The sequence below is a fragment of the Spirosoma sp. 209 genome (assembly GCF_002006735.1).
GTDB classification, from domain to species: domain Bacteria; phylum Bacteroidota; class Bacteroidia; order Cytophagales; family Spirosomataceae; genus Spirosoma; species Spirosoma sordidisoli.
On record NZ_MVEC01000016.1, the window covers coordinates 1 to 24,181 of the forward strand.

The window sequence follows — 24,181 nt, forward strand, 5'->3', positions numbered from 1 at the left end:
CGGGTCTATGAACGGAGCGGCATCAAGATGAAAGCCTACGTGGCGGTTCAGAAGCGGTTGCTGCTGATGGCCTACGCCTTGTGGCGTCACGGGGTCGCTTACGACCCTTTGTATTTAGCGAACCGAACTGGTCAGGCAAAAAAAATAGTCCCGACCGGCGGGACTACCCAGGATCAAGTGGCCGAAGCCGAGTTGTCCTACTTGTAGTCCAAAGATATGAAAATAATCCTAACGTAAAACTTGACTTTCACGACAGTACCAGCAGGAGTTTACCCCGCCGAATGGGCTCCCCCTTTAGGGGGCTGGGGGGTGTAAAATTGGCTGTCTGAGTGGTTTTAACGGCTTAACCGACTTGCCCAAACACCTCCGGGAGACCGGGGTTAGTTTGTTGAGCCAATGAAAGTCAGAAAACGCCTGCCCAGCCTGCGCTAAAAACTGATGTTTCCTGTCCTTCCCCTTGGTGAGTTGCGACCTGAGGTCGTCAAACTCAGCTCCTGAGCTCGGCGGGGCCGTTTCTGAATGTAATCAGCGTGTTCATCGAATCGTCAGGTTGTCTTGTTTGTCTTGTACTGTGGGGCATTTGCGTTGGCTACCAGCACACGCCAGATTAGTGGCCGTTCTGCCTCCAGATTAGTACATCCTGTCGGCAGGCCCTATGACGGCTTGTCGTTCCAACCAGACCAGGCCACCAATCACCAGTATCTCCAGCGCGAAATACGCGAGACCCAGCCCCGTCAGGTCGCCGTAACGCCAGATAACCAGGCCCGCCGTAACGCAGCAGTACACCCCGTTCGCTACCGATAGAATAGCCATCAGGAGCCGCCAGCGCAGGCCGGCGAACCAGAAGCAACAGGCCGAGTACAGTGCCAGGCCAGAGGCTGGTGCAGCCAGCCCCCGCAGGATAGACGCTGGCATCCCGATGTATTTTTCGAGGGGTATCAGGACGGCCAGCAGCGTACATACCGTCAGGCACGCTCCCAGGCTGTCAAACAGAAACAGCCGCTTAGGGTTTCGGATACGTTTGCGGAATGGTTGCATGCGGCTGCTCATCTTTCTGAAACTCCAGAATATCACCCGGCTGGCAGTTCAGGGCATGACAGATGGCTTCGAGTGTGCTGAACCGGATGGCTTTGGCCTTGCCTGTTTTCAGGATAGACAGGTTTGATACCGTCAGATCGACCCTGGCAGACAGTTCGTTGAGCGACATCTTCCGTTTAGCCATCATGACGTCGAGGTTTATATTGATTGGCATGTACTATACAGTCAGGTCGTTTTCGGTTTGCAACTCGGTGCCTTTCCTGAAGACGATGGCAATGATGTAGATGACCCCGGCAAAGAACAGTATCTCGCCCGCCCCATAATTGGCAGGTATGTCAACACCCCGTTTCATCAGCCAGTCGCTGCTTCCGTTGGCAATCATAGCCAGAATACCAGCGCCCAAAGCCGTATGACTGATGGCTGCAATTAGCGTGCTAATGTCGGGGTTGAACGGTTTGGCGAGGTCGAACTTCATAAAGATTTTGACCACCAGATAAGCGATGTAGGCTTTCAGGCCATTCAACGCGATAATCAGCAAGGCCATATGGACGTAATACCACAGGTTGTAGTTATAGAGTTCCGATAAATTCAGGCCCATGTAGAGGTCGCGGGTCCCGGCCGGACTCACGAAGAGGCTAACGGAAAACGAAAACAGGAGGGCACCGGTTTTGATACAGAGACCAATGAAGATGATCCAGAAAAGCACATTCATGATTTTCAGAACCGTTATGTTCGTGGTTGACATTTGCGCTTATGGTTGATTAGGCAGCAAGTATCACTAATCATTTATTGATAAACAATAAAAATTTGATGAATGGCAATTAATTTAGATAGGCGTTTTATTTGAAGGTGGTAACCTGACTGGGAATTTATGGAAAGGACTGGTGGTGCGGTCGGATATCAATTACCAGCGATACGCCGGTTTGTCGGGCGGGTTTAACCAGCCGTATGCGCTCTGAAACGCCAGCCTTACCCAGCGGCTGTTCAAGCGTCAGAACGGCGAGCTGAAGCGGTCGGTCTTCGGCCTGCTTAATCAGAACAACAGCATCAGCCGGACCTTTTCGGAAACCTACCTGGAAGATAAAGGGAATGAAGACAACCACAAACTAAGGTCACTTGCAGTCTGGGTGATAACCCATAGTTGCAACCCCCGGCCGGGAACCAATCGATAAGATGACCCGAAAAGCTGCATTAACGATTTCACGTCAAGACCATGCGTATAAGAACTGAAAACACTGTATCAGATCGTATAAAATAAATAAGCACCCGACGTGCGTAGAGGATACAGTCCAAGGCCGTTTCAGGTGCTCATTCTAATAAGGCGATGCCCACAAAAAAGTTCAAGAGTCTGAACCAATCAATCGCTATTATGTAGTTTGGCAACGGCAAAGGGCTATTTGAAAGATAAAACTGAGTACACTGAAGGTTGTAGAATTATACATAACTCATTTAAACTTAATATCATTGCCTGTGCCTTTCTTCAGGAGTACACGTTACTCGGCGGATGTACGCGGAGCGACGCTCTTCCCAGAAACCGGTTAGTTTTGCAGCCAGAATCACGCCCCCGAAGCCGCTCGAAACGGTATGACAATCCTCCTCATTGAAGACGAACCACTGGTAGCCCGCCAGCTGCTGAAGCTGGTTAGCCAGGCCGAGCCAGCCGCCCGAATCGATGGGCCCCTCGGCAGCGTAGCCAGCGTGGTAGATTACCTCAGCCAGCACCGGCCCGACCTGATCATTGCCGATATTCAGTTGTCGGATGGGGTCAGTTTCGACGCCTTTCAGCAGGTGAACTTGAGCGTGCCCGTCATCTTCACCACCGCGTATGACGAATACGCCATCCGCGCCTTTAAGCTCAACAGTCTCGATTACCTGCTCAAACCCATCGATCCCGACGAGCTGGCAAACGCGCTGGCCAAATACCACCGCTGGCAACCGACAGGGGCCGATTTTGCGACCCATTTTCAGTCGTTCCTGAGCCAGCTCAACGCCCCCGCCCAGCCCACCTTCAAACGCCGGTTCACGGCCCACTACCTGCGGCAGATCATATCGATACCGGAAGAACGGGTCATCTGCTTCACCCGCGACGAGCTGATTTACCTCTACACAACCGACGGTCAAAAACTGGTAACCGACTACCGCACGCTGGACGAACTGACCGACCTGGTCGACCCCGCCTGTTTTTTCCGGGCCAACCGGCAGTTCCTGGTGAGCCTGCAGGCCGTGGCTGGCTACCGGCCCCACCATACCGGCCGCATCGAAATCATGCTGAAAAAACCGGGCGATCAGCTCGAACTGCAGGTCAGTAAAGAGCGGGCCGCCAGCTTCCGCCAATGGTTTGAGGGCTGATTGTCGCTTCAGCCTTACCGTTCATCCATTTTTTGGAAAAACCAGCACAAAACCGTTGACAAGGGTGTGACATCATCGTAACTATACAGATAGTTTTCACACTACCCAACTAACTGGTTTTCTCTATGACTACGCTTACTAAACGGGTTTACCGGGGGCTCCTCTCGGCCACCCTGCTGGCCGGTAGCCTGTTGCCCGCATCGGCTCAGGACAAACCGGCCGCTGTAGCCCTGCCTGCCGGGGTTACCAAAGGCGCTTCTGTGGAAGGCATTACCGAGTATACGCTCAAAAATGGCCTCAGGGTGCTGCTCTTTCCGGACCCGTCGAAGCCGACGATTACGGTAAACATTACCTATCTCGTGGGCTCCCGACACGAAGGCCTGGGCGAAACCGGTATGGCTCACCTGCTGGAACATATGGTTTTCAAAGGATCGACCAAACACCCCAACATTCCGCAGGAGCTGACGGCCCACGGCGCCCGCCCCAACGGCACCACCTGGCTCGACCGAACCAACTACTTCGAAACGTTTTCGGCCACCGACGAGAACCTGAAGTGGGCGCTGGACCTCGAAAGCGATCGGATGGTCAACTCGTTCATCAAGAAAGAAGACCTGGCTACCGAGTTTTCAGTGGTTCGTAACGAATTCGAGATGGGCGAAAACTCCCCCCAAAACGTGCTGAACGAGCGGGTGGTCTCCTCGGCCTACCTCTGGCACACCTACGGCAACTCGACCATCGGTAACCGCTCCGATATTGAAAAAGTACCCATCGAGAACCTCCAGGCTTTTTACAAGAAGTTTTACCAGCCCGATAATGCCGTACTGGTGGTAGCGGGTAAGATCGATGAAGGCAAGACCCTGGCGCTGGTCAACGAGTACTTTGGCCCTATTCCGCGCCCAACCCGGGTGCTGCAGCCAACCTATAGCATCGAACCGGTGCAGGACGGTGAACGGGCGGTAACCCTCCGGCGCGTGGGCGATACCAAAGTTGTGTCGGCCCTCTACCACATCATGCCTGGCTCGCACCCCGACTACCCGGCCATGGACGTGCTGACCGATCTGCTGACCAACGAGCCATCGGGCCGGCTGTACAAAGCCCTCATCGAAACCAAAAAAGCGTCGCAGCAGTACGGCTATTCGTTTACGACCAAAGACCCCGGCTACGTGTATTTCGCCGTCGAGATGCTGAAGGAGAAGTCGATCGAAGACGCCCAGGCCGCGCTGCTCAGCACCCTCGATTCGGTAACGATCAAAGCGCCCACCAAAGAAGAGGTGGAGCGGGCCAAGGCCAAACTTCTGAAAGACGTTGAGCTGAGCTTCAAAAGCGCCGAACGCGTAGGGCTGGCCATGAGCGAATACATCGCTACCGGCGACTGGCGGCTGGGCTTCCTCTACCGCGACGCCCTCGAGAAAGTGACGCCTGCCGACGTACAGCGGGTGGCCAAATTCTATTTCAAACCATCTAACCGCACCATCGGCCAGTTTATTCCGGAACCCAATCCGGATCGGGTCGAGGTACCCAACGCGCCGGATATTGCGGCCATGGTCAAGGATTACAAAGGCCGGGCACTGGTGGCCCAGGGAGAAGCCTTCGATCCCTCTCCGACCAACATCGACGGGCGGACGCGCCGGTCCGAGCAGCCCAACACGATCGAGCTGGCCCTGCTGCCCAAATCAACCCGTGGCAATGAAGTGAACGCCCGGCTCACACTGCGCTACGGCGACCAGAAAAGCCTGGCTAACAAAGGCACGATTTCGGCCCTGACAGCCTCCATGCTCGACAAAGGCACCACCACCCGCAGCCGTCAGCAGATCAAAGACGAACTCGACAAACTGAAGGCTCAGGTGAATGTGTTCGGGGGCGGCAACCAGGTTAACGTGGTCATCAAGACTACCAAAGAAAACCTGCCCGCCGTAGTGAAACTGGTCAGCGATGTGCTGAAGAATCCGGTCTTCGATGCCAACGAGTTCGAAAAGCTCAAGCAGGAACAGCTGGCCGGCATCGAGTCGCAGCGGTCCGAACCCCAGGCGCTGGCTTTCACCGCTTTCCAGCGGCAGATGAACCCCTACGCCAAAGATGACGTCCGCTACACGATGACACCCGACGAAGAGGTAGCCGCTATCAACGCCACCAAACTCGATGATCTGAAGCAGTTTCACAAAGACTTCTACGGGGCTCAGAACGCCACCATGGCCGTTGTTGGCGACTTCGACGAGGCTGCGGTGAAGAAGATGGTCAACAGTGAACTGGGCACCTGGAAAGCGAAGAAGACCTTCAGCCGGCTGGTATCGCCTTATAACGACATCAAACCAACGCCCCAGACCATCGAAGCACCCGACAAGGCAAATGCCCTGATGGTGGCCGGGGTTAACATCCCGCTGCGCGACGACGATCCCGACTACCCGGCGCTGGTACTGGGTAACTACATCCTGGGCGGGGGTTTTCTGAACTCCCGGCTGGCCGTTCGGATCCGGCAGAAAGAAGGGATCAGCTACGGCGTTGGTTCGCAGCTGCAGGCCAACCCGCTCGATAAAACCGGCATGTTCATGACCTACGCCATCTACAACCCGGAAAACGCCGAACGGCTCGAAAAGGCCTTCCGCGAAGAGCTGGACAAGGTGGTTAAAGACGGCTTTACGGCCGACGAGATTCAGGCGGCCCGGTCGGGTCTGCTCCAGTCGCGGGTGGTGTCGCGGGCGCAGGACCCATCGCTGGTGGGCACGCTCAACAACTACCTGTACCTCAATCGCACCATGGCCTGGGATGCCGATTTCGAAAAGAAAATGGAATCACTGACGCCTGAGCAGGTGAACGCAGCCATGAAAAAGCATATCGACCCGGCTAAAATATCCATCATCAAGGCCGGTGATTTTGCCAAGGCCGCTAAAAAGATTGCCGAACAACAGCCAGCATCGTCGGTAGGCAGCGGCAAGAAAAACTAATCGATAGCTTCCAGCCCCCCTGGTCTCAACAGCCGGTGGGGGTTCAGTAAAGACCGGATTCCTGACCAGAAACGCGAATACAAAGTAGATGGTGTGGAATCCGGTCTCTTTTTACATCAAACAAACTAAAAATATCGTTATATACCTAAACTTTCCGTTGTTCCATGAAAGCCATTTCGCTGATTGCTCTTTTCTGCTGGCTGGCGCTGACCGGGCAGGCGCAAACCCGGGTTGTTTTACTCCGCGACACCACCCGGCTGGGCCTGCCCCTAACCGAGCTGACGATGAAATACCCACCTGCCCTGGCCCGAAAACCCGGCGAGAAAGGCTTATTTGCGCAGCAACCCAAACGGTTCATCGACTCGCTTACCCGGGCAACGAGACAACTGTTCCAGTTTGGAGAAACCAATAAAAAGCGCTTACCGGTGCCGGGCATCATACTGCAAACCCGCGAGTTCGTCAACCCCGACGGCACCTATGCCTGGGTGTTCTGTTCGTTTCCGACTCCGGAGCTGACCGCCCGGCAGGAAGAACAGCTACTTGACGTTCTGCAGGAGTATTACGGTAAAAATCGATTTCCGCTCCGGACATCGACCGGGTTTCGCTGGGAGAGCGTACTGCAGGTAGGACACGTACCGGACAGGCGCACGGTTCGCCGGGGGGCCGGTATCATCAGCACACTCGAAGCCGCCGGGCAAACAACCCGCCCCGACACGGTAACCATGCTGGCGTTTAACCAGCTGAACCTGAAAACGATTCCGGCGGTGGTGTACCGCTTCCCGAAACTGAAGGAGCTGGACCTGTCGAAAAATAGCCTGACCGCACTGCCCGCCCGCCTGACGGCCGACATCCCCAGCCTGCAGCGGCTGAGTGTACTGTATAATGCCATTCCGGACGATAGCGTATTCATGACGCCCAATAAACACCTGATTTCGCTGAATCTACAGGGAAACAAGCTGACGCGTATACCAGCCTCCGTGCGCCAGAACAAACGGCTCGAAAGCCTGTGGATGGGCAACAACCAGCTGGCCAGCCTGGACGTGCAGCTGCTGAAAAGCCTGCGCCGGCTCAACGACCTGAACCTGTATAACGCCGGCCTGACTCGGCTGCCCAAACAGATTCGTCGGCTGAAACACATCCGGGTACTGGATCTGTACTACAACAAGTTCACCCAACTCCCCCGCCAGATCAGCCGGATGAAACGACTCGAACAGCTCGCTCTATCGCATAACGACCTGACCGAGCTGCCGGCCTCGCTGGCCCGACTCCGACGGCTGCAGGTGCTGTTTGCGCACCATAACCGCATCAGCCAGCTCCCCGCCGACTTTGCCCGGCTAAGTAAGCTGCGCGTTCTAGACCTTAGTTACAACTGGATAACGGTGGCTCCGCCCGTGCTGGCCGCGCTCCCCGCGCTGGAAGAGCTCGATCTCAGTAACAATAACCTACAGGAATTCCCGACAGTACTCACGCAGATCAGGTCGCTTCGGAAAGTGTATTTAAGCAGTAACCCGATGTTTGGGACAGAAGCGATGAAAAGCCCGTACGCGGGGCAGATCCGGGAGCTCCAGGCCAAAAACAAGGAAGTTTTTTATTAAACCCTAATTAAACCTTATCCTGATTTTATTAGACGGAATGAAGAAATCATGAATAATTGAGCCGACGGGGATAAAAAAAACGGGCGCTGGCTGTTACACCTGCAGTAAGCCGCCCCATTATGCAAGTTTCTACAACGCCAGTACCTGCTGCCTCGAATCGAACCACCCTCTGGATTGCGCTCGTTACCGTTTACATCCTCTGGGGGTCGACCTACCTCTTTGTTCATTTCATGACGGAGCGTATGCCCCCGCTCTACATGGCCGGTATGCGGTTTGTAGCAGCAGGCACCTTACTCTATGGCTACGCCCGACTGTCAGGCGCGCCCCGCCCTACCCTGTCGAACTGGCGGGCCACCGGCCTGTTGGGACTCCTCTTCCTGACCGTAGCCAACGGCGCCATCGGAACGGCGCTTCACTACCTGCCAACGGGCCTGACCGCGCTGCTGGTAGCCACATTGCCCGTCTTTGTACTGGTCCTGAACTGGTTGTTTTATGCGCGGGCACGGCCCACCAGGCAGGCGCTGGCGGGTTCGGCGCTGGGTTTATTGGGGGTGGTCATCCTGTTTCAGCCGGGCAAACTGGTTATTCCCGGAGGCTCTGACGGGCTGCTGATCGGGCTGTGTATGACCATGATTGCCAACACCGGCTGGGCGTTCGGTACCCTGCTGACCCCGCGGGTCAACATGCCGGCCTCGTCGGCCCTATCCAGCGGCATGCAGATGCTGACGGGCGGAACGGTGCTGATTCTGGCAGCCCTGGTCGTTGAACCGATATCGTTGCTCAGCATTCTCGACGCCCCGCCCAAGGCCCTTTACTCGCTGGTTTATCTGATCATATTCGGGTCGATCGTTGGCTTTTCGACCTTTTCGTGGCTGGCGCGTAACGCTCCGCCTACGCTGGCCTCGACCTACGCCTATGTGAACCCCATCGTGGCCATGTTGCTCGGCGCAGCGTTTGCCGGGGAAGCGATCTCCTCGCAGTCGCTGATGGGGGCGGCCGTTATTGTGGCCGGTGTCGTTCTGATTACACTTGGAAAAAAATAACCCGTCAGCCCACCCACTATGCGTAATGTAGCTATCCTTCTCTTTAATGAAATCGAGGTACTCGACTTCGCGGGCCCCTTCGAAGTGTTCGGTGTCGCCGATCGTAAAGCCGACCCGAAACCATTCCAGGTATACACTGTGGCGCAGCGGGGCCCCGTTTACGCCCGCAATGGCCTGTCCATTAACCCGTCCTATCTGCTCAATGACCACCCCAAACCCGACCTGCTGATCATTCCGGGCGGGGGTGGCTACCAGACCGACGGTACGCCCTTCGGTACCCGGCGGGAAGTCGATAACCCGGCGGTTGTGAACTGGATCCGGCGGCAGGCTGCCAGGGCCGAGCTGGTCCTTTCGGTCTGTACGGGCTCCCTGCTCCTCGCCAAAGCGGGTTTACTCGACGGCCTTTCCGCGACAACACACTACCTGGCTCTGGATAGTCTGGCGCAGTTATCTCCTACGACCACCGTACAACCCGCCGACCGCTGGGTCGACACGGGCCGTATTATCACGTCGGTAGGCATATCAGCGGGCATCGACATGTCGCTGTACGTAGTTGGGCGTCTACTGGGTAAAGACGTCGCCGACGAAACCGCCCGGTACATGCAGTACGACCACTGGGTCTAAACCGGCGGAATACCGACACTCGTCCAGCCACCATCGACCACCAGACTCTGGCCCGTAATATGGCGCGACATCGGCGAAACCAGAAACAAAGCCGCCTGGGCAATATCCTCGACCGTGGCCGGGCGCCCCATGGGGGTAATCCGTGACCAGATCGGGACATAGGTCGGATCGTCGAGGGTCCGTTCGGTCAGGGTTGCGCCGGGGGCAATCGCGTTGACCGTAATGCCCAGGGGCGACAGGTCAATGACGAGTTGTCGGGCCAGCATTTCGAGGCCGGCCTTGGTCATGCTGTACACCGGCAGGCCCGGGTGCCCCAGATGCCCAACCACCGACGACATGAACAGGATACTGCCCCCCGGCCCCCGAACGCCATCGGACTGCCTCCGCATCTGGCTGGCAGCCGCCTGCGCCAGGAAAAAACTACCCCGCAGGTTCAGGTTTACAATTGTCTGAAAGGCATCGGGCGTGGTGGTAAAAATGTCGCCGAAGACAGTGATGCCAGCGTTGGCAATGGCGATATCGAGCCGCCCAAACGTAGCCACGGCCGTTTCGACCAGTTGATGGATAAACCCGACCTCCGATGCGTCGCCGGCGTAGGCTATACACCGTCCGGCCCGGGCCTGATCCCGGCGGCTGGCTTCGGTAAGTGCTTCGGCGGCCTGCCGGGCCAGCGCTTCATCGAAATCGTTCAGCACCACGTTGGCCCCCTGGCTAACCAGCGCCCGGGCAATGGCAAAACCGATGCCCGTACCGGCACCGGTAATTACGGCGGTTTGTCCAGAAAAAAGCATAGGCCCGTTAATGCGAATCGCGACGAACCTCGCTACCCGAACCGCCCCGTAAAAAGTCAAAATCGGCGCCTTCGTGCGCCTGGGTCACGTGGCGAATGTAGAGGTTTACGTAGCCCCGGTCGTAGCCAAGATTGATGGGCTTGAAATGAACCAGCCGGGCTGCCAGCTCCTGGTCGGAGACGTGCAGGTGCAGGCTTCGGTTGGGCACATCGAGGGTGATCAGATCCCCCTGCTGGACCAGCGCCAGATTACCTCCCACGGCCGCTTCGGGCGAGACATGCAGTACAACCGTACCGAAGCCCGTTCCGCTCATCCGCCCGTCCGAAATCCGGACCATATCGTGTACGCCCAGCGCCAGAATTTTTGCCGGCAGCTGCATGTTCCCTACTTCGGGCATACCCGGATACCCACGGGGCCCCACGTTTTTGAGCACCAGCACACTGTCGGGATCGACGTCCAGGTCGGGGTCGTCGATGCGGGCTTTGTAGTCGTCGATATCTTCGAACACCACGGCCCGGCCCGTATGCTGCATCAGGTGGGGCGAGGCCGCCGAGGGCTTCAGCACAGCGCCGTTGGGACAGAGGTTGCCGCGCAGCACGGCTACCCCCGATTCGGGTTTGAAAGGCTGGTCGATGGTGGCGATAACGGCCGGGTCGTAACACTGCGCATCGGCACAGTTCTCCCCGATTGTATGGCCGTTGACCGTGATAGCGTCGGTATGCAGGTACTGACGAAGTTCGTGCATCACCGCGGGCAACCCACCGGCATAGAACAGATCCTCGACAAAGTGCTCGCCCGAGGGTTGCAGGTTGGTCAGCAGCGGAATTTTGGCCGACAGCCGGTCGAAGTCGTCGACCGTCAGGTCGACCCCTACCCGGCCGGCAATGGCCAGCAGATGCAGAATAAAGTTGGTCGATCCGCCCAGGGCCGCGTTGACGACAATGGCATTCTCGAACGCCTGGCGCGTCAGGATATCGGATGGTTTGATATTCTCGCGGGCCAGTTCTACCGCCCGTACACCGGTCATGTGGGCCAGTACCTTCCGGCGCGAGTCGGCGGCCGGAATCGTGGCATTGTCGGGCAGGGCCAACCCCAGCGACTCGACCATGGCGGCCATCGTGCTGGCGGTACCCATAACGGCACAGTGGCCCTGGCTGCGGGCCATGCTGGCCTCGGCTGCGATGAAGTCGCTCTGGCTCATCTCGCCCATTTTGTAGGCTTCGGCAAACCGCCAGAGGTCGCTGGTACCAATCTTCTGACCCCGGAACCGCCCGGCCAGCATCGGCCCGCCCGACACGACCATTGTTGGAATATCGACCGAACAGGCTCCCATCACCAGCGAGGGTGTCGTTTTGTCGCAGCCGCACATGAGAATGACCGCATCGAGCGAGTTGCCCCGGATGCTTTCTTCAACGTCCATGCTGGCCAAGTTGCGGAACAGCATGGCAGTCGGCTTGATCTGGCACTCGCCCAGCGACATCACCGGAAACTCGAGCGGAAATCCGCCTGCTTCCCATACGCCCCGTTTGATGGCTTCGGCCAGCTCCCGGAAATGGGCGTTGCAGGGGGTCAGTTCAGACCAGGTGTTACAGATTCCTATAACGGGTTTCCCCTCAAACTCGTGGTGCGGAAAACCCTGGTTTTTCATCCAGGCACGATATATAAAGCCGTCTTTACCGGTACGGCCAAACCAGTCTTGCGAACGAAGCGGCATGAGTTGACTAGGTAAGTTGCAGTGTACTGTTGGTGGGTAAAGCTAAGATGAATCCGGTTTTACTACGAACCCAAACCGATGATTTTTCCTAAACAACTATACTATGGACGTAGTACCCATAGTTTGACAACCAGATTAAGAAACACCATCGCATGAGCCAGCAGCAGGAAACGTATCATGACTATGGCCGCAAAGACGGTCAGTTTATCGGGCGGTTCTGGGAGACGTATGAGGGGCTCAACCAACCCTGAAGGCTGGGCAAACAGCGCGGTCCCTATCCGCGGCAAGCGGATAGTATGTCTTAGGGAATTGACCTGTCAGAAGCGGCCGACCGACCGGGGCATACTAATTCACGCGTCAAGGCAGAATATATCGTCTCGCTAATCCGCTCGTATCGAACGCATTGGCTATCCGGCTGGTTGTAGACGTTAGTCTGCTCCTGTATCGAACCAGTCAACCTGCAACCGACAAACCCGTGAATGCGCTTTTCCCTTTTTACGCCATTGGCCATTTTATCAATCAGCCCGCCAACCCGACCCAGTTTGAAATTACCCGGTTCGACACGATGGACGAGCCGGACGTGGACGACATTCATAAGCACACCTTCTACGAAATAATCTGGATTGAACGTGGCGAAAGCCGACAGGTGATCGACTACCAGGAATACGCGATGCGCGCCAATTCGCTATTTTTTATATCCCCTGGCCAGCTTCATTCGTTTGAGGAGTGGAAACCCGTGACCGGCGGCACGATTATGTTTACGGCCGATTTTTTTCTGCTCAATCATAGCAATCCCGACCGGCTTTTTGAGTTGAGTTTCCTGGATAATTTTTACGCCAACCCCTGCTTGCTGCCCGACCCGGATAGCTACGCCGAAATTAAACACACCATTGACCTGCTCGTGGCCGAACACCGCCGGGCCGACCGGTCGCTGCCCATTTGCCAGTCGCTGCTACACGTGCTGTTGCATCAGGTTCAACGGTCGATCAATACCCAGACCGGACAGGCCGTTTCTAAAAGATACTTTGTCATCTATAAAAACTTCAGAAATCTGGTCGATGCGCATTTTCTGGAAAATAGCACCGCCAGCACGTATGCAGCCCGGCTCAACATCACCCCGCACCACCTCAACGAGGTCACTAAACGCATAACCGGCAAAACCGCCACCGAAGTCATTCGGTCACGCAGCATTCTGGAAGCCAAGCGGTTATTAACCTTTACCGATCAGTCCGTTGCCGAGGTAGCCGCCAGGCTTAACTACTTCGATGGTTCCTACTTCGCCAAACTCTTCAAAGCTGAAGTGGGTCTGTCGCCCACGGCGTTCAAAGCCTCAGCACAGGCCATTGCCCGGGGAAAATCTCCGAATCCTACTCAATAAGTGCGGTTTTGTGTTACCTGGTCCGCCCCACCCTGCTGCACCTTTGTAGCATACATTTAACCGCATAAACAGGATGATGACGGAATCACAAATTACAACCGCCGTTGATGAACTCATTGCGCTGGTAGCTGAGGGCAAACCCATGGAAGCCTTTGCCAAGTTTTACCACGACGACATCGAAAAGACCGATCTGGATGGGGTAACTCACCAGGGAAAAACCCGGATTGATAAAATGGGCCACCAACAACTTGCCGACATTGTTATGGTGCGGGATTTCAGCGCCGTTGGCCGGATCGTTAAGGGCAATCGTAGCTTTATCGTCTGGTCGGTCGACCTCGACAACACCAGCGGGCTGCTAAAGGCGGTGGAAGTGGCCATTCAGGACTGGCAGGATGGTAAAATTATTCGGGAGCGGTATTTCGCCTAAGTCATTACCCGTCGGCGGCCGCTTGTTGGAGGGCGGCCACCGACGGGTACAGCCCCGACTGCCTATGGAACAGAAGGCATGGTTCATCACCGGAATGTCCAGCGGTCCGGGTCAGGCGCTGGCGCAGGACGTGAACCCGCCGGGCATCCGGGCAACGATTCGTGGAACCGGGGCCTTTCCGAACCAACGTCGTCAGTGCTGGATTTGGGCTGGCCACCGTCATTTTTTACGACGAATGAGGTGTTCAATCCGGCTCCTGCACCGAAACGGTGAACGACTTGAAGAACCAGGCTGAATCCGATTTCACGACGAACCCGAACCGATGATTTTTCCTAAACAACTATACTAGACACATGGTACACCTAGTTTACAAACTAGTAAGAAACGTTATACCATGAGCCAGCAGAAGGAGACGTATCACGACTATGTCATCAAAGACGGTCAGTTTATCGGACGATTTGACGAGATGTATCAGCAGTTCGACCAGCCCTGGATGCAGGATAAACAGCCCAACCCCTATTCGCGGCAGGCTGGCATTCTGCACCTCAAACAGTTCGGGATTCAGTCGGTGCTGGAGTGTGGCAGCGGCCTGGGGTACTACTCCCAGGAGATTTACCGGCAAACGGGCATTATTCCGCAAGGGATCGAACTGTCAGAAACGGCCGTCAGCCGGGCAAAGAGCCTGTTTCCGCACCTTTCGTTTACGGCTGATCGGGTCGAGAACCTGGCCCGGTACCCTCAGGTCGACGCTATCCTGTTTGCCGAACTGACCTGGTACGTGCTGCCGCAGTTATCGGACCTTTTCGCCATCATGGCCGAACACTTCCCCGGCAAATACTTTATCAACAACCTGGTCTTCTATAAAAATACCCAGCGCTACGGAACCGAGTACTTTACCAACCTGCGCGAGTTCATCGACTACGTACCTTTTCCGGTGGTCGGTTATTGCGAAGCTACTACCGAGAAGGACACCACGATCGAAACCTCGTCCATCTTCCGGATCGAGCCTAAATAAGCAGGCAGCGGAGCCAGTGCGTTGGAACCGGCGACGGCCTGTCGTTAACGTAATAGAAAGGTAACGATGACTTTGTAGCATAATTGGGGGGTTTTGGGCTATTTGCAAAAGTTTACACTTTACCCAATACACCCCTTTTTATGCTTCAATTACTAAAATTAAAACACCTGCTGTTAACGGGTGGCCTTACGAGTGCCTTTATTTTGGGTTGCCAGCCGGTTCAGGACCCTTCGCTGCTACCGGCCAGCCATCCGCTCAGTGGCGCCAGAGCGCTGGCCGTTTCTCTCACGGAAGGGTTTGACGTGGGCACGACCAGCCCCAAAACGGCCTATGACGTGTCGCCAGCCGGCTCGGCCAGTGGCGATAACGTGACGCTTCAGGCTAAATCCTGGAATCTGTACGATGGGGTTATCGGCAACCTGAGTGCCGACAAGCGGGTGGGCTCGTGGTCGGCCCGTCTGCGCAACACCGGCAGGCTAACCATGCTCTTCGATCAGTCATCGGGCATCAGTACGGTCAGTGTCAAACACGCGACCTACGGCACCGATGCGGCCAGCCAGTGGGGACTCTGGTACTCCACCAATGGCGGAAGCAGCTGGACCCAGGCCGGTGGGGCTATTACTACAACCGCTTCGTTACAGACCCAGACGTTTACCCTGAACGTGTCGGGAACGGTTCGGATCGAATTCAGGAAGCTTTCGGGGTCAACGAACCGTATCAATCTCGACGACATCGTCATCAATGACTATAGCGGGGGCGGAACCCCTCAACCGGGCACGGGCAAAAAATTCCTGTTCGACGCCAGCAAACGCGAAAACGCCGGGAATGCCGACTGGCAGATCGACGCCGACGGCACTGAATCGGTACCGACCTATACGGGTGGTACCACCGTCGAGACCAAAGCCCAGCGCTTCCCCACGCCTTCCTATACCGGCATTACCTCGTCGACGCCCGAAACGTACTGGAAAGGCGGTATGTCGGCCTGGGCGGTAGAGCTGGTCAAACGGGGCAACCTGGTCGAATCGCTGCCGAACGGCACGGCCATTACCTATAACAACACCAGCAATGCGCAGGACCTGAGCAACTACGATGTGTTCGTCGTGGTCGAGCCGAACCGGCTGTTTACGGCCAGCGAGAAAACGGCCATCATGAATTTCGTAGCCAACGGCGGTGGGCTGATGATGGTAGCGGATCATACGGCTCCGTCGCTGACCGGAACCGACCCCAACGGGTACCTCCCCTCCGACCGCGATGGCGACGGCTACGATTCACCCCGCGTCTGGAATGATCTGATGACCAACAATGGCATCAACAACAACCGGCCATTCGGCTTCACCGTCGACTACGTTGACATTGACGAACAGCCAACGACCCGGGTTTATACCGGCAGCAACGCCAACGCCCAGAAAGTACTGGCAGGGGTAGCCGGAACGGCCTCGAAGCTGGCTTTTTATGCCGGAACCACCGCCACCCTCTACCCAACTAACAATGCCACCGTTCAGGGGCTCTTCTGGCGGATGAGCCGTACCGTAGGCAGCACCACGGGCGCCATGGCCCTGCTCTCGACCTACGGCAGTGGCCGGATCGTATTCGTAGGAGACAGCTCTCCGTCTGACGATGGTACCGGCGATACGGCCGATAATCTGTTCAACGGCTGGTCGGGTGATGCCCCCTCCGGCTACACCTCCCACCCCGCGCTCCACATCAACGCGTCGCTCTGGCTGGCAAAACTGCAATAAACATACACCATACCTGAGCCGGTCCGGCATTTGACAGGACTGGCTGGACAGCGAAAACCTTTCGCGTTTAGTACCGTACGGCCTGAGCCGCGCGCGACTAACCGGAAGGTTTTCTTGCGTTCAAACGCGCCGAAAAAGCCTGGACCCGCCACCATCGATCAGTTACCCCCGGCTGATCAATGTGCGTTTCCGGCACGGTGAGCGCTTCTGGTACCGTATCGGGTTTGGCAGCAATTACCTGACTATCAGTTAACCGGCAAACAGGCCCACTTAGTAAACGAACGCCCCCAGCGGCTCGATGCGGCTTTTCCAGGCTTGTCAGGTGCCTTTACTTTGGGGTTAACAAACGCTCAACGCAAAGCGTCGGGCCGCAACGAGTCATTCTTTTTATCACGTCAACGAAAGCATCATGAAAAACAGATTCACAGGCCAACTGCTCCTGCCAGGCGTATGTGCATTGCTGTTCATCCTGGTTAGCTGCGAAAAGGAAGACACCCCCGTATCGGTCACCTACGAAGGGACATACACCACGACGAACGAGTTGCTCAATCCGGCGCCAATGCTGAAGCAGCGAACAACCGGAACCTCGCCCGCCAGGCCGCTCGACATTGCCCGGTTTGTCGCTACGGCTACGATTACCATCACGCCCCCTCCTCCCTTCGCCGTAGGGGGGGAAGCTACCTTTTATGCCGACAACGGCGATACGTTCACAACCACATTCAAGGGCACATCTACTCCCAATTCTGACGGCACATCAACCGTTGCCGTAACCCACACCATTGCCGGCGGAACCGGCAAATTCCGGAAAGCCAGTGGCTCTTTTGTCGGCAATGCCATAGCCAACCCGGCTAAACCGGCGGGCGAAATTACGTATAAGGGAATGATAACCTACTGAACAGACACCGCCCTTGACCAGACAATAATAAACTCGCAATCAGTAGGTTATTACCAATTATTACAGTAAACTAGATACGATTTTCGCGCAGCTGATCGAGTAGTTCCCTAACTGTTCCTCTAACTACGACTATGTATGCGAACTAGCCTGACCCTGCTGCTGCTGATACTGACGATACGGGGCTGGTCGCAAACAGCCGGCATCGATCGGCTACGGCGGGCGCTGCCAACCCTGGAAGGCCGGGCGCGGGCCGACAGCCTCAACGCCATGGGCTGGGCCTTTACCTTTTACGCCGTACATGCCGACTCGGCGCTTACATATGCGCGGCTGGCTTATGAGCAGTCTGTACGTACTGACTATCTGAAAGGGCAGGGCGTCGCCTTACTTACGCAGGGCGACGTAGCAGGTCGCTTGCTGGCCGATTATAAGCGCATGGTTCGCCGGAGCGAACAGGTCATCAGGTTACTGAACAACAAGAACGAACCGACCACGCTGTCGAGAGCGTATTACCTGCTGGCCATTGCGCGGGGGAGCCTCGGACAGTATAAGCAGGGCCTGCAAGCCGCCTTTCACGCCCGGCAGCTGGCCCTGGCCGCTCAGGATAAATCGGCTTTGGGCTGGGCCATACAGGCAACGGGCTATCAGTACTGCAAACGGGGTCAATACTGGAAAGGCTTTGAAAACCTGATTGAATCCCAGAAAATAGGCAAAGAGCTGAAAGACTCGGCGCTGACGGCGGTTTCGCTGGCGTTCATCGGGCGGTCGTTCAACCGGGTAGGCGACCCGCAGAAGGCGCTGGATTATTACCACCAGAGTTTGCCCTACTTCACGCCGTTTCTGTTGCTCTGGCCCCATCTGGAAGACATGGCCTACGCCCACCTGCAACTCCGTAACTACGACTCGGTGCTGTATTATCAGCAGAAACACCTGCGGAACCTGGCAGTACTGACCACCGACGAGGCCGTTCGGAACAAGTTCAGGGCCTACGTGTGGGGCTATTCGGTGGAGGTGCAGCTGGCCCGTCATCAATATGAGCAGGTCCTGGCCGATGTGTTGCCCCTGCTGGATGGCCTGCGCCAGAAGCGGGATGTGATACCGCTGATGCAATCGTTGCTGACGGTAGCCCGCGTATACGAGGGGAAACAGAAGTATCCGATTGCCCTGCGTTACGCCCGCGAACTACGCCAAACCGCTTCCCAGACGGCCAATCAACAGTACCTCAAAGATGCCAATGGACTTATGGCGTCCCTGTTCGAGCGGCTAAAGCGACCCGACAGCGCCTACGTGTACTTCAAGCAGTATACGATCATCAACGATTCGCTGGCTACCCGTCAGTTTGCTCAGCGGACGGCTTTGTACCTGGCGGCTGGGCAGGCCGAAAATCGTATCCGGCTGTTAAAGCAGGACAAAGCGCTGAAGGAGCAGCAACTGGTGGTAAAGCAACAGGAGTTGCAGCGGCAAACGCAGTCAACGACTATGCTGGCGGGCGGGTTACTGGCGCTGTTTGTGTGTTCGCTGCTGGTGATTCGAACGATAACCCTCAAGCGAAAAAACGAAGCCCTGCGCTACGAGCAGGCCCAGTCGAGCCTCAAACGCAAGGCCCTGGAGCTGGAGATGCAGGCTCTGCGCACCCAGATGAACCCTCATTTTATTTTCAATTGCCTGAGCGCCATCGATAACCTCATTCAGACCGGACAGCCTGACCGGGCCACTACCTACCTGGCCCGGTTCGCCAAACTGATTCGGCTGGTGCTCGACAGCTCCAAGAATAATCGGGTTCACTTTCAAAAAGATTTCGATACGCTGCGCCTGTACCTGGAGCTGGAACAGTTCCGGTGCAACCATAAATTCAGCTATTCGCTGACGGCTGATCCGGAGCTGATGGAAGGCGATTACAACGTGCCGCCGTTACTTATCCAGCCTTTCGTGGAAAACGCGATCCATCACGGTCTGCTCAATAAGCATGACAATTGTCGCCAGCTGGATATTGCCGCGCAACTGAGGGATGAATACATCATTTATTCGGTAGTCGATAATGGTATTGGCCGCACCCAGGCCGCCCGGCTGAGGGAGCTGAACCGACCCGGTCACCAGTCGTATGGCATCCAGATTACGCGGGAGCGCATTCAGCTTCACAACCGGCACAGCCGTTTGGCCGATGTTCAGATCACCGACCTGGAAGAAAACGGTAGACCAGCAGGTACCAAAGCAGTCGTAAGGATTAGTAGTGCTGAACCCTAAAGGCTATGCTGAACGCCATACTGATTGACGACGACCAGAGCAACCTGAGTTCGCTGGGTGAAAAGCTGGGTCGACATTGTCCGCAGATCCGAATCGTAGCCCGTTGCGATAACGCCCGGGATGGGCAGCAGGCTATTGATCGCCTGCAGCCGGATGTGGTGTTTCTGGACATCGAGATGCCGGTGATGAACGGCTTTTTGATGCTTCAGCACGTATCGTACCGACAGTTCGCGCTCATCTTCGTCACGGCCTATGACCACTACGCCATCAAAGCCATTCGGTACAGTGCCCTGGATTACCTGGTAAAACCGGTGGACATCGACGAGCTAAAGGCGGCCGTCGCTAAAGCCGAAGCAAACCGGACAAACCAGTCGGCCGAATCGCAGGTACAACTGCTGCTGGAATACGTACAGAAGAAACAACCCCGGCGTATCGGCATTCCTACCTTCGAGGGTCTGCAATTCGTCAACATCGATGACATTATTTACCTCGAAGCCAGCGCAAACTATACGTACATCCACCTGACAGGCTCCCTTACGTTTCTGGTGAGCCGCACCCTGAAAGAGTTTGACGAGTTACTGCCCACCGAAACATTCCTGCGTATTCACCACGCCCACATGATTAACAAGTCGTTCGTGGAGCGATACATCCGGGGCGATGGCGGTCAGGTGGTGATGAGCAACGGAGTAACGCTCGACGTGGCTAAACGAAAAAAAGCGGAGTTTCTACAGGCCATCAGTTTTTAACCAAACGACTATGTCTACCAAACCAAACGAAGGGAGTGCGCCGGTCAATCGCCGGACCGTACTGGCTCAGCTGTCGGCGCTTGCTACCGCTGGCGGGTGGCCCGAACCGGCCGGGGATCGTCCCTCTGGTGCCCAACGAAGAGCGGTCCCGGTTGTCGAAAAGCGGGTACGAAAGATTGCTACCGAAGAAGCGTTCATGATTCCCGAAATAGCTACGGCCGTGCGCGACCTGGCCAAACGGGGTGGCTCGAACCTGGATCTGAAACTCCTCAGCGCAATTTACGGCACCCCCGACCTGATGGCCTCCAAAGATCAGACGCAGGCGCCCCCTCCGGTGTCGAACCGGGACGCCAGTTCACGGCTGATGCTGCCCAAGCTGCTGGACCTAGATGCCGGTCGCCTGGCCGATATGGACGCGAACGGGGTCGACATGCACCTGCTCTCGCTGGGACTACCGGGTGTGCAGATGTTTGAGCCCGATCAGGCGGTGGGCCTGGCCCGGCTGGCCAACGACCGGCTGGCCGAGGCCATTCGCCGTCATCCGACTCGTTTCGCAGGGCTGGCCTGCTTTGCGCCCCAGAACCCGTCCGAGGCTGCCCGGGAAATGGAACGGTCGATTCATGCTCTCAGGCTGAACGGGTTTCTGGTCAACTCCCATACCGGCAACGGCTACCTGGATGAACAACGGTTCTGGCCTATCCTGGAAGCCGCCGAAGCCCTGGGCGCCCCACTTTACATTCATCCCCGCGCTCCGTCAGATGGCATGGCTGCCCCTTTCCGTGACTACCGCATCGAAGGGGCTATCTGGGGCTATGGTATTGAAGCCGGTACGCACGCTCTTCGGTTAATGCTGAGTGGGGTTCTGGATCGCTTTCCCCGCCTGCAGATTGTTCTGGGCCATATGGGCGAAGCACTACCGTTCTGGCTGTGGCGGCTCGACTTCATGGGCGCACCCGGCGCCCGGGCCGGTCGGGGAAACCAGCTCAAACCGAGCGAATACTTCAAACGTAACTTCTCGATCACCACCAGTGGTGTTGAAGACCCGCTGGCGCTTCGGTTCAGCATCGACAAGCTCGGCCTCGACTCGGTTATGTGGGCCATTGATTACCCCTACCAACCCACAACGCCAGCCGTTTCCTTTATCGAATCGGCAACGCTCACGGATGATGAACGGGCCAAAGTAGCGCATAGAAACGCCGAGCGCATCTTCCGGATTAGCGCCTAAGCGAACGGCATTTATGTAAACATTAAACCATAAGCTATATGAATCGCACAACGATGAAATCTCTAATCCTCATCAGTACCCTGACAAGTCTGGTTCTGCTTTTTGCGACGCCGATGCAAGCCCAACAAAATGCCGATTCGTTGGCTATCCAAACTATTCTTCAGGAAGAAGTCACGTCCTGGAACAGCGGAGATGCGGTTACCTACTCTAAACGGTTCGCCGAAACCGGAACGTTTACCAATATTCGGGGTATGTTTTTCACCGGGCACCAGCAGTTTTTAGACAGGCATGTGGAGATCTTCAAAGGCATGTTTGCCAATACGGTTTTACAGCAGCAGGTAGTCTCGTTCCGGTTTCTCGGTCCCGATGTCGCCGTTGTTGAAACACTCACTCAGGTTGCCGGATTTCCGAAAGGCGGTGGGCCAAAAGCTATTCACGTCGACGATAAGGGACGCCTGCATACCCGGCTGCTTCAGGTTTTCCAAAAGCAAACAGGCAACTGGAAAATTGTCGTCTACCACAATGTCGACCTAAAGCCAGACACGCCCGTTCCGGCACTCAGGTAGGGAACGAAATAGCCCCCTACGCAGCGTACCGGCAGATCAGGTATTTAGCTGACTTACAAACTAGTACCGCTTACACAGTAAGTGTATATGCGTAAAGGTATTATTCTTTTCTTCGTTAAGACGTGCAGATAAAAGGGTCAGTAGCCATCGATGCATACTCTTCCTTTGCTCTACGTATGGCTCAATCCAGACCGAAACAGCCATTGATGGAAGGTCATGGACAAGCTCTTGTACTACTGCCTGGCGGCCCATTCGACCTGACCGCGTGAACCGATCGCTCCAGGTTACTCGCGGATTCGATTGCAGCCATTCAACGTGTAGCATGCCAACTACAAGGGGACAGTTTATGGTGAAGACAGGCATGGTCGTTCCGTACTTCTTCGGTTTCGGATCCGGCCAGCTATGGAGATTACCAATAAGGCAAGGCCCGGTTCGTAAAGGTCTGTATAACTGACCTAGGGGTTAGTATAACCCGTGGTAGTCCGCTTAGTATCGATCACATGTTAACCAATGCGGTATGTTTCGTTTGGCTCATGCGTATTTCAGAAAGGTTGTCGTATTACTGCTGGTTACAGCTTCTGGTAATACGTATGCTCAGCGGCCCCATATTATTTACATCATGTCGGATGATATGGGCTATGGCGATTTGAGTTGTTATGGAAACAAAGACTACCCAACGCCTAATCTGGACAAACTAGCTTCTCAGGGGATAAAGTTTGTCAATGCCTATTCGGCGGCTCCGGTCTGCACGCCAACCCGCACCGCTTTTATGACGGGCCGGTATCCGGCCCGAACGCCGGTTGGGCTGAAAGAACCCCTGACTAAAAGCAAAAAGGATAGTGCCGTTGGATTAACCCAGGCCTATCCTTCGGTAGCCTCGTTATTGAAAGCGGCTAATTACGAAACCGCTTTGATCGGCAAATGGCACCTGGGTTTTCGGCCTGAACATAACCCGACAAAAAATGGGTTTGACTACTTTTTTGGCATACTCGCTGGCGCGGCCGATTATACAGCTCACAAGAGTGGCCCCCCTGGACAGCGGGCCCATGATCTGTATGAAAATGATACCCCTGTTTATCCCGAGGGGTACCTCACCAATCTATTTACACAGAAAGCAGCTGCCTTTATCAGGAAACCCCATGACAAGCCTTTCTTTCTGGCCATTATGTTCAATGCCCCCCATTGGCCCTGGCAAGGACCTTCCGACAAGGCTTATGCCGATACCATTGACTTTACAAAAAATGGCTCCCGCTCAACGTATGCAACCATGGTTAAACGTCTTGATGAAGGAATTGGTGAGCTGATGAAGAGCCTCGATGCGGCCCACTTGTCGGAGCAAACCCTTATCATCTTCACCAACGATAACGGGGGCGAACGATTCTCGGATAACGGCGGGCTATCTGAAGGGAAGATGACCTTGTGGGAAGGAGGTATCAGGGTACCGGCATTCGTTCGATGGCCAGGCCAGATTAAAGCGGGTACTGTTACCCAACAGGCTGCCATTACGATGGACTGGACAGCGACCATTTTATCGGCAGGGGGCGCCAAAGCCCCGGCAGCTTTCCCGTTGGATGGGATCGATTTGATGCCAGTTTGCAGAGGTGTCCAGAAAACCGTCGACCGAACCTTTTACTGGAAGCAATTTCATGGCAACAAACAGCAGGCGATTAAAGATGGCCACTGGAAATATCTACAGGATCAGCAGGGAGAGTACCTGTTTGACCTGGCGAATGACCAACCCGAAAAAAACGATCTGAAAGAAAGGCATCAGGCCATTTTTGCCCGGCTGAAACGAAAATACGCGGACTGGGAAAAGACGCTGCTGGTAGCAGACTAAAACCAGGGTCAGGTAC

Annotated in this window: 21 protein-coding genes and 1 pseudogene; 16 read left to right on the forward strand and 6 right to left on the reverse strand. The window is 55.8% G+C overall.

What is annotated here, in order from left to right:
• A pseudogene (locus tag B1C80_RS28795) lies at nt 1–207 on the forward strand (IS110 family transposase); the annotation flags it as partial.
• Nucleotides 208–630: 423 nt separating this feature from the next.
• Here B1C80_RS28795 and B1C80_RS21825 read toward each other — a convergent pair.
• From B1C80_RS21825 to B1C80_RS28455, 4 genes are all read right to left on the reverse strand, one after another.
• On the reverse strand, nt 631–1,038 hold the full coding sequence (locus tag B1C80_RS21825) for a hypothetical protein (RefSeq protein ID WP_077923346.1): 408 nt from the start codon (nt 1,036–1,038) through the stop codon (nt 631–633).
• The gene (locus B1C80_RS21830) at nt 1,004–1,252 is read right to left on the reverse strand and encodes a helix-turn-helix transcriptional regulator (protein WP_077923347.1); all 249 of its coding nucleotides are present in this window, start codon (nt 1,250–1,252) and stop codon (nt 1,004–1,006) included. Before B1C80_RS21830 ends, B1C80_RS21825 begins: the two co-directional genes overlap by 35 nt.
• 3 nt (nt 1,253–1,255) lie before the next feature.
• Nucleotides 1,256–1,783, reverse strand: a complete 528-nt coding sequence (locus B1C80_RS21835; protein ID WP_077923348.1) for a DUF2975 domain-containing protein — start codon at nt 1,781–1,783, stop codon at nt 1,256–1,258.
• A gap of 124 nt (nt 1,784–1,907) precedes the next feature.
• Complete coding sequence (locus tag B1C80_RS28455; RefSeq protein WP_161492802.1) at nt 1,908–2,141, reverse strand: hypothetical protein; 234 nt, start codon at nt 2,139–2,141, stop codon at nt 1,908–1,910.
• Between the two features lie 481 nt (nt 2,142–2,622).
• Here B1C80_RS28455 and B1C80_RS21845 point away from each other — a divergent pair, with 481 nt between their 5' ends.
• The 5 genes from B1C80_RS21845 to B1C80_RS21865 all read left to right on the forward strand — a co-directional run bounded on the left by B1C80_RS21845 (nt 2,623) and on the right by B1C80_RS21865 (nt 9,591).
• Nucleotides 2,623–3,387 (forward strand): LytTR family DNA-binding domain-containing protein, encoded by a 765-nt coding sequence (locus tag B1C80_RS21845; RefSeq protein ID WP_077923349.1) that lies wholly within the window; start codon nt 2,623–2,625, stop codon nt 3,385–3,387.
• A 125-nt stretch (nt 3,388–3,512) separates the two neighbouring features.
• Nucleotides 3,513–6,329: a pitrilysin family protein gene (locus tag B1C80_RS21850; RefSeq protein ID WP_077923350.1), complete on the forward strand. Its 2,817-nt coding sequence runs from the start codon at nt 3,513–3,515 to the stop codon at nt 6,327–6,329.
• A 164-nt stretch (nt 6,330–6,493) separates the two neighbouring features.
• On the forward strand, nt 6,494–7,924 hold the full coding sequence (locus tag B1C80_RS21855; RefSeq protein WP_077923351.1) for a leucine-rich repeat domain-containing protein: 1,431 nt from the start codon (nt 6,494–6,496) through the stop codon (nt 7,922–7,924).
• Nucleotides 7,925–8,043: 119 nt separating this feature from the next.
• Nucleotides 8,044–8,967, forward strand: coding sequence for an EamA family transporter (locus B1C80_RS21860; protein WP_077923352.1), 924 nt, complete (start codon nt 8,044–8,046; stop codon nt 8,965–8,967).
• Between the two features lie 18 nt (nt 8,968–8,985).
• On the forward strand, nt 8,986–9,591 hold the full coding sequence (locus B1C80_RS21865) for a DJ-1/PfpI family protein (protein WP_077923353.1): 606 nt from the start codon (nt 8,986–8,988) through the stop codon (nt 9,589–9,591).
• Here the strand turns inward: B1C80_RS21865 and B1C80_RS21870 are convergent.
• Both B1C80_RS21870 and B1C80_RS21875 read right to left on the reverse strand, forming a co-directional pair.
• Entirely contained in the window at nt 9,588–10,382 is a 795-nt protein-coding gene (locus B1C80_RS21870) for an SDR family NAD(P)-dependent oxidoreductase (RefSeq protein WP_077923354.1), read from the reverse strand. The two genes, B1C80_RS21865 and B1C80_RS21870, sit on opposite strands and share 4 nt — an antisense overlap.
• Before the next feature lie 7 nt (nt 10,383–10,389).
• Entirely contained in the window at nt 10,390–12,096 is a 1,707-nt protein-coding gene (locus B1C80_RS21875) for an IlvD/Edd family dehydratase (protein WP_077923355.1), read from the reverse strand.
• 475 nt (nt 12,097–12,571) lie between these two features.
• Between B1C80_RS21875 and B1C80_RS21880 the strand changes: the two genes are divergently transcribed.
• From B1C80_RS21880 to B1C80_RS21925, 10 genes are all read left to right on the forward strand, one after another.
• Nucleotides 12,572–13,474 (forward strand): helix-turn-helix transcriptional regulator, encoded by a 903-nt coding sequence (locus B1C80_RS21880; protein WP_236648883.1) that lies wholly within the window; start codon nt 12,572–12,574, stop codon nt 13,472–13,474.
• A gap of 73 nt (nt 13,475–13,547) precedes the next feature.
• Nucleotides 13,548–13,901, forward strand: a complete 354-nt coding sequence (locus tag B1C80_RS21885) for a SnoaL-like domain-containing protein (RefSeq protein ID WP_201723580.1) — start codon at nt 13,548–13,550, stop codon at nt 13,899–13,901.
• Between the two features lie 394 nt (nt 13,902–14,295).
• Nucleotides 14,296–14,916, forward strand: a complete 621-nt coding sequence (locus B1C80_RS21890; protein ID WP_077923356.1) for a class I SAM-dependent methyltransferase — start codon at nt 14,296–14,298, stop codon at nt 14,914–14,916.
• A gap of 140 nt (nt 14,917–15,056) precedes the next feature.
• A complete protein-coding gene (locus B1C80_RS21895) occupies nt 15,057–16,655 on the forward strand; it encodes a hydrolase (RefSeq protein WP_077923357.1) in 1,599 nt (532 codons plus the stop codon).
• Between the two features lie 409 nt (nt 16,656–17,064).
• Nucleotides 17,065–17,550: a hypothetical protein gene (locus tag B1C80_RS21900; RefSeq protein WP_129601546.1), complete on the forward strand. Its 486-nt coding sequence runs from the start codon at nt 17,065–17,067 to the stop codon at nt 17,548–17,550.
• A 135-nt stretch (nt 17,551–17,685) separates the two neighbouring features.
• Entirely contained in the window at nt 17,686–19,791 is a 2,106-nt protein-coding gene (locus tag B1C80_RS21905; protein ID WP_077923359.1) for a sensor histidine kinase, read from the forward strand.
• A gap of 5 nt (nt 19,792–19,796) precedes the next feature.
• The gene (locus B1C80_RS21910; RefSeq protein WP_077923360.1) at nt 19,797–20,537 is read left to right on the forward strand and encodes a LytTR family DNA-binding domain-containing protein; all 741 of its coding nucleotides are present in this window, start codon (nt 19,797–19,799) and stop codon (nt 20,535–20,537) included.
• A 10-nt stretch (nt 20,538–20,547) separates the two neighbouring features.
• A complete protein-coding gene (locus B1C80_RS21915; protein WP_236648884.1) occupies nt 20,548–21,762 on the forward strand; it encodes an amidohydrolase family protein in 1,215 nt (404 codons plus the stop codon).
• A gap of 53 nt (nt 21,763–21,815) precedes the next feature.
• Complete coding sequence (locus tag B1C80_RS21920; RefSeq protein WP_161492803.1) at nt 21,816–22,328, forward strand: SgcJ/EcaC family oxidoreductase; 513 nt, start codon at nt 21,816–21,818, stop codon at nt 22,326–22,328.
• A 517-nt stretch (nt 22,329–22,845) separates the two neighbouring features.
• Nucleotides 22,846–24,165: a sulfatase-like hydrolase/transferase gene (locus tag B1C80_RS21925; protein WP_077923362.1), complete on the forward strand. Its 1,320-nt coding sequence runs from the start codon at nt 22,846–22,848 to the stop codon at nt 24,163–24,165.
• Nucleotides 24,166–24,181: the final 16 nt, after the last annotated feature.